The 10,470-nt window shown below is 69.3% G+C and carries 7 protein-coding genes and 1 CRISPR repeat array; of the genes, 4 read left to right on the forward strand and 3 right to left on the reverse strand.

Annotation, left to right across the window (positions count from 1 at the left end; all coding sequences use genetic code 11):
* Nucleotides 1–227: 227 nt before the first annotated feature.
* Entirely contained in the window at nt 228–1,751 is a 1,524-nt protein-coding gene (locus GXY15_16045) for a formylglycine-generating enzyme family protein (protein NLV42723.1), read from the reverse strand.
* A gap of 652 nt (nt 1,752–2,403) precedes the next feature.
* Here GXY15_16045 and GXY15_16050 point away from each other — a divergent pair.
* Nucleotides 2,404–3,435: a DUF4434 domain-containing protein gene (locus GXY15_16050; GenBank protein ID NLV42724.1), complete on the forward strand. Its 1,032-nt coding sequence runs from the start codon at nt 2,404–2,406 to the stop codon at nt 3,433–3,435.
* Nucleotides 3,436–3,624: 189 nt separating this feature from the next.
* Here the strand turns inward: GXY15_16050 and GXY15_16055 are convergent, their stop codons facing one another.
* A complete protein-coding gene (locus tag GXY15_16055; protein NLV42725.1) occupies nt 3,625–4,698 on the reverse strand; it encodes an SGNH/GDSL hydrolase family protein in 1,074 nt (357 codons plus the stop codon).
* 84 nt (nt 4,699–4,782) lie between these two features.
* A complete protein-coding gene (locus GXY15_16060) occupies nt 4,783–5,676 on the reverse strand; it encodes a hypothetical protein (protein NLV42726.1) in 894 nt (297 codons plus the stop codon).
* Between the two features lie 690 nt (nt 5,677–6,366).
* On the opposite strand from GXY15_16060, the gene GXY15_16065 reads away from it, so the two are divergent.
* From GXY15_16065 to GXY15_16075, 3 genes are read left to right on the forward strand one after another with little or no spacing between them, the layout of a single operon-like run.
* Nucleotides 6,367–7,896 carry a peptide ABC transporter substrate-binding protein gene (locus GXY15_16065; protein NLV42727.1) on the forward strand — a complete coding sequence of 510 codons (1,530 nt, stop codon included), beginning with the start codon at nt 6,367–6,369 and terminating at the stop codon, nt 7,894–7,896.
* The gene (locus GXY15_16070) at nt 7,893–8,810 is read left to right on the forward strand and encodes an ABC transporter permease subunit (protein ID NLV42728.1); all 918 of its coding nucleotides are present in this window, start codon (nt 7,893–7,895) and stop codon (nt 8,808–8,810) included. The genes GXY15_16065 and GXY15_16070 overlap by 4 nt, the downstream gene beginning before the upstream one ends.
* Nucleotide 8,811: 1 nt before the next feature.
* Nucleotides 8,812–9,723 (forward strand): ABC transporter permease, encoded by a 912-nt coding sequence (locus tag GXY15_16075; GenBank protein NLV42729.1) that lies wholly within the window; start codon nt 8,812–8,814, stop codon nt 9,721–9,723.
* A gap of 448 nt (nt 9,724–10,171) precedes the next feature.
* Nucleotides 10,172–10,469: direct repeats of the CRISPR family, unit length 34 nt; unit sequence GCTGTGGTTGGCCGAGAATCCCCGCTCAGGTATA.
* The last annotated feature ends 1 nt before the right edge of the window (nt 10,470 follow it).

The following is a 10,470-nucleotide window of genomic DNA, read 5'->3' on the forward strand; positions in this document are numbered from 1 at the left end:
GCGAACGGGTACGCTGACACCATTCGAGCTCCGGCCACTCTGTGGGACCCGCGACATCATCATGCAGGGAGCCAACTTTCTTATGCGAATTCCCGCCTCACGGCGGTCAGGGGCTCGCAATGACGTGTGTTTCCGCGTCATTGCGAAGGAGCGCAGCGACTGAAGCAATCTCGTTCCCGGCACGACCCCGCCTCCCAACGCGTCCTGTTAGGCGCCGGTGCGCCGTCTCAGTCGGCGCAGAGCCGGAACCCGTAGCCGTCGCGGCGCAGGGTGGGCGGGAACCAGTTGCGCCTGAGGGTCTGGCAGAGGGCGGGGTCGTCCTTCCAGGAGCCCCCGAGGGCGATCCGCTCGCTCCCCGTTTCGGGGCCCTGGGGGTCCACCCGGGGGCTGACCGCGTAGTAGTCCGGCGCGTGCCAGTCGGCGCACCACTCCCAGAGGTTGCCCGTCATGTCGTGGAAGCCCCACGCGTTCGCCTTCTTGGTGCCCACGGGGTGGGCGCGGGAATCGCTGTTGGGGAAGCACCACGCGTACTCGCCGACCGCCGACTTGGTCTCGATGAACTGTCCGGGGACGGCTCCCCCCGCCTGGCACGCGAAGACCCACTCGGCCTCCGTGGGCAGGCGGAACCGGCCGGCGCCGGTCCGGTTGAGGCGCTGGATGAACAGCGCGGCGTCCTCCCAGGAGACGGACTCCACGGGCAGGGTGTCGTCCTCGATGTTTGAGGGGTTCACGCCCATCACGGCCTTCCACTGGGCCTGGGTCACCTCGCACTGCCCCAGCCAGTACCCCTTCGTGATCCGCACCTTGTGGACCGGACGGGCCGCCTCGTCCCCCTCGGCGCCGAGGAGGAAGTCCCCCGGCGCGACCCGCACAAAGGGCATGAACACATTGCCCGGCAGGCGGAGCGCGGCGCGGGGGCCCCGGGCCTCCCACTCGGCGGTCAGTTCCTTCGGCGGGGGCGGATAGGTCATGCGGTCCAGCGCCTCGCGCTGGGCCTGGGGCGTGCCGGGGATCAGCGGATCCTCCAGGCGGGGGTCGCGCTTCATGGCCAGCAGCAGCGTGCCCGTGCCCCCGGCCAGCGATCCGGGCCGCGGCCGCCCGTCCAGACGCCGCAGCGCCTTCTGAGCGGCGGCCTGAGCCTTGAGCGGCCCGTCGCCCTTCTTGAACCCGTTGGACATGCCCTCCAGCAGCGTGCCCACCGCGGACGCGACGCGCTCAAAGGGCTCCAGGGAGTCCAGCCCCAGCACCAGCGTCAGCCGGTCGCCCTCCACCGTGAACACCCCGCGCACCGTCACCGGCTCCTGCAGGCCCATCCACCCGCCGCGCGTGCGGGTCTCGCGCACCGAGAGGTCCACCTGACGGGGCAGCTCCTTTTCGTTCAGCGTGTACAGGCCGGCCAGGGAGGCTTTCGCGGTCTCCAGTTCAAAGCGCGGGCCCACCGGCGTCTGGGCGAAACGGATCCGGAAGGGGGCGGCCCCGCCCTCCGCCGCCTCCTGCTCCCAGCCGCCCGTCAGGCTGTCCTGCTCCGCCGCGACGCCGCCCATGGCGGGCGGGGGCACCGGCGGCACGGGGGCCGGGCGCGTCGCGGGGGCGGGGGGCTTCGGGCGGCCGCCATGCGTCCACCACACCGCGCCCGCCGCCGTGAGAAGAACCCCCGCCGCAAACGCCGCGGCGATGGTGGCCGCCATGCGCCCGCGCGCGGGCCGCGCCTGCGGCTGGTGGGGTTCCGGTTCGCCTCTCCCTTCGCTCATGGAAACGTCCTCCGCGGAGGACCGCCGCCGCCGTGGACGGCGGGGTACCTCAGCGGCGGCATCATAGCGCAGCGCCCGAGCGGAGTCAACGCGGCTGGACAGGGACTGATTGCCGGATAAGAAATGGGCTGCGGAGGCGCTGGAGGGACGAGCCTTCTGGGTTCACGGTGGAAACGCCGACGGCGTGCAAAGGTGTTCATCACCCATGAGGTGCGGAGGGTTTGGGGCTTTCCGACAAGAGGTTGCCGCGTCGGCCGGGGCGGCCTCCTGCTAATGAAGTAAGTCGGCGAGAACGCCCGCAATGTAGACGCGCCATCTTGGCGCGTTCTTTGGGCCAACGAAAATCACAAGAACGCGCCAAGATGGCGCGTCTACGTTTCCGGCGCTCCCTCAGCCCTCAGTGTTCGTTGGCGGGATTCCCGCCCCCCGGGCGGTCAGGGGCTCGCAATGACCGCAAGAAGACGTCATTGTAATGACCCCGTAAATATGCGTCATTGCGAAGGAGCGCAGCGACTGAAGCAACCTCGTTCTCGCTTCGACTTCGGTTCTCACAACGTCTTGTCCGGCGACCAGAGGACAGGGGTTGCGGCCCCCGGACGTGCTATCCTGTGCCCCGTTGCGGCGGGAATGCCCCCGCTTTGGGAGAAGGCCCTTGGGTTCCGTGAGACGCTGCTGTTTCGCCCTCGCGCTGGTGTGCGCGGGCATGGCCCCGGCGTGGGGCGACGCCGCCCCGGCGCGGCTGGCCGGCGTGTTCTGGTGGATGTCCGACGCCGATACGCGGCGGTCTGCGGAGGACTGGAAAGGGGAGCTCGATGCCCTCCAGGCCCTGGGCGCGGACCTGATGATCGTGTCGGACCTTTCCGGCCGGGGCGGCGCGGACGCGCCGGAGGGGGAGGCACCCCTGCGCGGGTTCTTCGACGAGACCGACCGCCGGGGGATGCGCGTCTTCCTCAGCACACTGTCCATGGCCAACTGGTGGGTCCAGCCGGACCCCGGCCCCGAACTCGCCCGCGCCGAGGCGCGCATCCGCGAGACCGTCCGCCTGTACGGGGCGCGCCCGTCGTTTCATGGCTGGTACGTCCCCTACGAGCTGTACCATTTCACCGGGCCGCAGGCGGAGCTCATCCGCGCGCTCTACCGGGGCGTGGCCGAACGCTGCAAGGCCGCCAGCGACAAGCCGGTCATGATCTCGCCGTTCTTCCTCCTCGACTGCGGCGGGAAACTGGGCGATTTCGCATGGGTGACCCCGGAGGAGTACCGCGATTTCTGGACCGGGCTGCTGCGCCAGGCCCCGGCGGTGGACATTGTCGCGCTTCAGGACAGCGGCGAGCACCTGTCCTGCTACACCCTGGACGACCGGCGGCCTTTCTTCGCCGCCATGAAGGAGGCCTGCGGCGCGGCGGGAAAGACCCTCTGGGCCAACGTGGAAAGCGGCGAGTTGGAGGTCGCCTCCTTGGACGACTACGTCGCGCGGTTCGGCCTGAAGACCCACGTGAACGACCCGAAGCTCGCCCCTTATTGGCGCGCGGTCCCTGCGGAGAAGTTCCGCGACAAGCTCCGCCTCGCCAGCGAGTTCACCGACACCGCCGTCACCTGGGGCTACCAGGAGTTCCTCCGCCCCGCCCGGGGCCCCCAAGCCGCGGCCGCCCACGCGGCCTATGCGGCCCTCATGCCGGCGAAGTAGGTGCGGCGGCACCTTCCTTTGGAGTGCGGCGGCAACGACGCCGCTTTGGTTTCCCCCTCGTTCCCAAGTGTTACTTGGGAAAGGGAGGAAGAGCCCGCAGTAGACGCGGCATCTTGCCGCGTTCTTGGGGGTTTTTCGTTGACCCGAAGAACGCGGCAAGATGCCGCGTCTACGTTTCCGACGGCGGCGTCAGAACTCCACGGCCCTGAGCGCCTCGAAGTAGAGCCCGTGGCCGAAGTCGCTGGGGTGGTTGATGTTGTTGGCGAGGAGGCTGGGGAGGTCTTTGCGTTTCAGGACCTCCTTCCAGACACCAAACACATCGGCGTAGGCGCATCGGGCCTCCTCCGCCGCGCGGCGGGTGGCTTCGGCGTACAGCTCCATGCGGTGGGTGCCGAATTTCCAGTCCGGGTTGGGGGGGAAGGCGGAGTACAGGAGCACCTCCGCGCCGGTCTGTTCTCGGATCTGCGCGGTCATCGCCTTCAGGTTGTCGGCGAATTGCTCCGGGGTGGGGCCGGACACGTTGTGGTCGTTCATGCCGAAGCCGATGATCACGAGGTCCGGGGCGCGGTCGAGCACCTTCTCGCGCAGGCGCGCGAGGCCCTGCGCCGTGCCGTCGCCGTTGGTCGCGCCGTTCTCCACCGTGATCTCCGCCTTCGGGAACCTGGCGGACAGATGGCGCGCCCACTGCTCCTGGAACTGGACCTCGCGGCTGCCCGCGTCTATCCCGGCGGTGATGCTGTCGCCGTAGGCGATGATCTTGAACGGGCCGCCCGCCCGCAGTTTTGCGGCCGTCTTGGGCAGCAGCGCCGCCTGGTCGCGGGGGGCGCACAGGGGCCGCGCGCCGCGCGCCCGGTAGTCCACATAGACAAAGAAGGCGCGGTTGCCGAAGCCCGGAAACGCGGTGTGGTCGAAGTCCTTCTGCCCGTAGAGCATGTTGGTCCTGAAGTCCGGAATGCGCGAGTCTGCGGTGCGGGCGACGGTTCCGGCGGCGGCGTCCACCACATAGTCGCGGCCCGTCTCGTAGATGACCGTGTCCGCCTGTCCGGGCTCATAGGTGCTGCGCACGGTGACGGAGCCCTCCTCCAGATTTCCGTAACACAGCGCGCCCGGCGCGGTGCCCGCGAGCACCAGGCTGTCCCCCTTGACGGCGAGGCCCTCCGCAGACGCCTGCGCGCCGGCCAAAGGAGGGAACATCATCCCGATCCCCGCCAGCACAAGCACGGCCATCACCGCCCGCCTGTATCCCGTGAATTCTGAACCCATCCCGGCACTCCTTTCCCGGGCGCGCCGTTCACGCGCCCGGGAAAGAGTGTAACGGATTCCGCGCCGCAGAGGCACCCGGCGCGCTCAGCGGTAGGCGGGGTTCACCCAGGCCCCGGCGAGCTGCGCTCCCGATGCGGGGGGCGGGGGCGGCAGCAGGGCGCCCGCGCGGTGCGCGGCGTAGGGGATGGCCGCCGGGGCGGGGGCGTAGACCGGCGCGGCGGACGCCACGGGCACCAGCCGCTCCTCGTAGACCTCGGGCACGTACTGCGTGCGCGTCTCGTAGAAACCGCCGCCGAGTTTCACCCCCGTGCGCGGGTCATAGGACTCGGGGATCCACACCTGGGTTGTCTCGTAGCGCGCGGGCGCCACCAGCACCCGCTCGCTCTGGTACTGCTGCGCCGGGGCGGCGTACTGCCGGCTCTGGACGGCAACCTGCGCCGCAATGCCGACGAGCCCGACCACGGCGTTCGCGATGCCCACATCGCGGTACGCGTCGGCCATCTCGTTCTCGTAGTCGTTCCAGCCGCCATGGCCGCCGTAATCGCCGTAATCGCCGTAGCCGCCCCGGTTCATCAGGCTGCCCAGGGCGTCCCTCACCCGGTCCCGGTCAATCCCCTTGCCCCCATTCCGGGCCGAAGAACCCCGCCCTGACAGGGCGCCGGGGGCGCGGAGGCCGTTCCGGCCTGAGGAAAGCCCGTCCCGCAGGGCGCGGCCCGCCGTGCTTCCCGAAAAGGGGGTTCTGCCGCGGGCGGACGAGATGCCGCGAAGACTGCGTCCGCCGAGACTCGACAGACCCCGGCTGGAACCGATCCCGCGCAGGGACCGCCCGGGCGTCTTGCCCGCGCCGCTGCGGGCGGCGGAGGCCGCCGCCTTGCCCAGACTTTCCAGGGGACTCGCCGCCGGAGCGGGTCCCGCCGCCAGGCACACCGCCACCGCCATGCCCATGACCACCACACGATACGCTGTTTTCCTGCTCATGGCTGTGCTCCTTTGATTGTTCGCCGCAAGCCGCGCGGCGTCTGCCTCTTTCAATTGGTTCAACCACCAACACCTATATAGACGATACCGGCGGGGGGTTTGTTCATCACGCGGCGCAGAAATCTTCTGGAACCCCTTGCCTGGTAAACTCTTGACAGAAATCCGCCGGGGCCGGCCGGGTGCTGACAGACGATGGGAGTTATGGGAAGTAGGGGAAGTATGGGAGGGATGGGATGCCGGAGAAAGGCCGCACTTATGGGACTGCAAAGTGTGCAAGGCCGGATGCGTTCTCCTCGCAGGACCAGCGGCACCACCCGCCCCCATTCTCCCATAATTCCCCCACTTCCCATAACTCCCAGCCCTTCCTGAATCCCCGCACCGGAGCGCCTTCCGGGGCCGGGTTGTCTCCGGCGGCGCGCTTCCTGTTATCCTATGCCCGGCTTGCGGAACCGACTCGGGAAAAGGCGCACAATGAAGGTCACAAGCCGTGGCGGGCACTTGTCGGCGGGGCGGCGTCCCCTGGAGAGGCCCCTGCGGCGCGCGCCCGCCCCGGGCGGGACGTCGGCGCCGCCGCCGCAGCCCCCGAGGGGGAAAGGAACGCCTGTGAGGCCGGGTCCCGGACACATGCTCTTCGCCGCCGTCCTGCTGCTGGCGGGATGCTCCTGCAATCCCCCGCCGGAGCTGCCGGGCATGGTGATCAAGGCGGGCAACGGCGCGGAGGTCCAGGACCTCGACCCCCAGCAGGTCACCGGGGTGGCGGAGCACCGCGTGCTCTGTTCCCTGTTTGAGGGGCTGGCCGGGGTGGACCCCGCCACGCTGGAACCCGTGCCCGGCGCGGCGGCGTCGTGGGACGTGTCGCCCGACGGCCTGACCTACACCTTTCATCTGCGGCCCGGGGGAAAATGGTCCGATGGCGCGCCGTTGACGGCGGAGGACTTCGCGTGGTCCTGGCGGCGGATGCTGTCGCCGCGGCTGGCCGCCGAGTACGCCTACCTGCTCCACTGCCTCCGGGGCGCCGAGGCCTACAACGCCGGGGACACGGACGACTTCTCCACCGTGGGCGTCCGGGTCGCGGATCCTCTCACGCTGGTGGTGACGCTGGAGCACCCCACGCCCTACTTCCTCTCCATGCAGTCGCACTGCGCCTGGTACCCCGTTCCGCGCCATGTGGTGGAGAAGTTCGGCGCGATGGACGAGCGGGCCACCGCGTGGAGCCGTCCGGGCAGCCTCGTGGGGAACGGGCCTTTTCTTCTGCGGGACTGGCAGCCGAACGAGCTGATCCAGGTGGTGCGCAACCCGCACTACTGGGACGCCGCGGCCGTGAAGCCGGACGCCGTGGCCTTTTATCCCATTGACAACCTCCAGACCGAGGAGCGCACCTTCCGCGCGGGCAACCTGCACCTCACGGCCACGGTGCCCATGCACCGCATCCCCGTGTACCGCCGGGAGCACCCGGAACAGCTTCGGATCCACCCCTACCTCGGCGTGTACTTCTACCGGGTGAACGCCACGAAGCCGCCTTTCACCGACCGGCGCGTGCGCCGCGCGCTGGCGATGGCGCTGGACCGCGAAGAGATCGCCGCGCACGTCATGAAGTCGGGCGAGCTGCCGGCGGGGAGTCTGGTGCCGCCGGACACCGCCGGGTACACCTCCCGCGCGCGGGTGGCCTTTGACTTGGAGGCCGCGCGCGCCCTGCTGGCGGAGGCCGGGTTTCCCGGCGGGGAGGGGCTGCCCCCGGTGGACATCCTCTACAACACGAGCGAGGCCCACAAGACCATCGCCGAGACGGTGCAGCGCATGTGGCGCGAACATCTGGGCGTGGACGCCCGCCTGCTCAACCAGGACTGGAAGGTCTACCTCAGCTCCCTGAACACCCTGGACTACGCCGTGGCCCGGTCGTCGTGGATCGGCGACGTGGTGGACCCGGTGAACTTCCTTGAGTGTTTCCTGACCGGCGGCGGGAACAACCGCTGCGGCTGGTCGTCGCCGGCCTACGACCGCCTGATCCGGGAATCCTACGGCGAGGTGGACCCCGCGCGCCGCCTGGAACTGCTCCAGCAGGCCGAGGAAATCCTGCTGGACGACGCGCCCATCATCCCAGTCTACTATTACACGTGGACCTTTCTCATGTCCCCCGAGGTGCAGGGGTTCCAGCCGAACATGCTGGGCCTTTTCCGCTGGCAGGACCTCTGGCTGGAACCCGGGGGGGCGGGCAAATGACCGGGTTTGTCCTGCGGCGGCTCCTGGAGATTGTCCCCGTCCTGCTGGCGGTGGTCACGATCACCTTCTTCCTCGTGCGCCTCGCGCCGGGCGGACCCTTCGACTCGGAGAAGCGGCTGGAGCCGAAGGCCCAGGCCCAGATCGAGGCCTTTTACCGCCTCGACCGCCCGCTGCACCGGCAGTATCTCGATTACCTGTGGGACGCCGCGCGCGGCGACCTGGGGCCGTCCTACCGCAAGACGGGGCGCACGGTGACGGAATGGGTGGCGCTGCGCCTGCCGGTCTCCATGGAACTGGGGCTTTACGCCCTCGCGGTGGCGCTGGCCATCGGCATGGGCGCGGGGCTGCTGGCGGCGCTGCGGCCCAACAGCCTGCTGGACCACGGCGTCATGAGCGCCGCCATGCTGGGCATCTGCCTGCCGGGCTTCGTGCTGGGGCCGCTGCTCACGCTGGTCTTCTCGCTGTGGATGGGCTGGCTGCCCGTGGCCGGGTGGACCACGCCGGCCCACAAGATTCTGCCCGCCATCACCCTGGGGGCCATGTACGCGGCCTACATCGCCCGCATGACCCGCGGCGGCATGCTGGAGACCCTCAGCCAGGACTTCATCCGAACCGCCCGCGCCAAGGGCCTGACGGAGGCGCGCATCCTCCTGCGCCACGCCCTGCGCGGCGGCATCCAGCCCGTGGTCGCCTTCCTCGGCCCGGCCATGGCGGGGCTCTTCACCGGGTCCTTCGTCGTCGAGACCATCTTCCAGATTCCCGGGCTGGGCCGCGAGTTCGTCGAGGCGGCCTTCAACCGCGACTACACCATGGTCACGGGCACCGTGCTTGTCTATGCGGCGCTGGTGGCGCTGCTCAACCTCGCGGCGGACCTGGCCCAGGCCTGGCTCGACCCGCGCGCGCGGGGGCAGTGACATGACCGCCCCCCGCGACATTGAAACGCCCGCCGCCGCTCCCCTTGCGGAGGAGATCCCCGCCGGCCGCGCCTCGCTCTGGCGCGACGCGTGGCGGCGGCTCCGCGTGAACCGGCTCGCCGTGGCGGCGCTGGTTGTGCTGTGCGCCGTGGGCATTCTGGTGGTCGCGGGGCCCTGGGTCACCCCCCAGACCTACGACACTCAGGACACGGCCCTTGGCGCCGTCGGCCCCCGCGTCGGGCACTGGCTCGGCACCGACCCCCTGGGCCGCGACCTTCTCGCGCGGCTCCTGCAGGGCGGGCGCGTGTCTCTGCTCATCGGGCTGTCCGCCACCGCCGTGTCCCTGCTCATCGGCGTGCTCTACGGCGGCGTGTCCGGCTTCGCAGGCGGCCGCGCCGACGCCCTTATGATGCGCATCGTGGACATCCTCTACGCCCTGCCCTACACGGTGTTCGTCATCATCCTCATGGTCTTCTTCGGGCGGAACTTCCTGTTCCTCTTCCTGGCCATCGGCGCGGTGGAGTGGCTCACCATGGCCCGCATCGTGCGCGGGCAGGTGCTGTCCCTGCGCGAGCGCGAGTTTGTCGAGGCCGCGCGGGCCCTCGGACTCGGCCGCGCCCGCATCCTGATCCGCCACATCCTGCCCAACACCCTCGGGCCCGTCATCATCTACGCCACCCTGACGGTGCCCCGCGTCATGCTCCTTGAGGCCACCCTCAGCTTCCTCGGCCTCGGCGTGCAGCCGCCCATGAGCTCCTGGGGCCTCCTCATCAAGGAGGGCGTCGAGACCATGGAGGAGTACCCCTGGCTGCTCCTCTTCCCCAGCATCGCCTTCTCCGCGACCCTCTTCGCCCTCAACGCCCTCGGCGACGGCCTCCGCGACGCCCTGGACCCCAGGACATCGAGGGACTGAAGAGGGGGGAGGGGGGGCGCAGATTGCGCAGAAGGGCGCAGGCTATAAGGCGCCGGCCCGGCGGGACGGACTCATTCCGCAGGCCTTTCCCCCCGTATGGTGGCGTTGCGGCAAAACTCCGGAGAGTCTTGTTCTTGCCTCTCGGCACAAAAACCGCCAATAACTGCGGAAATTTTTGTCGCCGGGGTCGTGCGCAAGGCCGCACGACCCCGGCGACGCCCCCCGCCCGAGTCCCACCGCGAGCCCAAAGATGCGCGGCACGCCAGCAACGCGAAACCCAAAAACGGGCTTAAGACGGGGGACGTCAGCCGGTGGTTGTGTGGAAAAAACCAGCCAGCGGACAAGGCTTCTCCGCCGCCGCAGAAAAAAGGCAGACAGGAATGTCTGCCTCACACAATGTGCGGCAGACATTCCTGTCTGCCCAGAAGAACGTGGACGGTCGAAGCGCGCTGTGGTTGGCCGAGAATCCCCGCTCAGGTATACTTAGAACAGCGGCACCACCTCCCGGTGCAGCGCTGTGGTTGGCCGAGAATCCCCGCTCAGGTATACTCGAAGATGGGCGACACCTGCCCGACAGACGGCTGTGGTTGGCCGAGAATCCCCGCTCAGGTATACTCCACGGTTGGTTTTTGACAATGCGGGTTGAGCTGTGGTTGGCCGAGAATCCCCGCTCAGGTATACTTGGAGGTCAAACAACCCTTCTCCGGCGAATGCTGTGGTTGGCCGAGAATCCCCGCTCAGGTATAC

The sequence above is a fragment of the Candidatus Hydrogenedentota bacterium genome, assembly GCA_012730045.1.
In the GTDB taxonomy this organism is placed as follows: Bacteria; Hydrogenedentota; Hydrogenedentia; order Hydrogenedentales; family CAITNO01; genus JAAYBR01.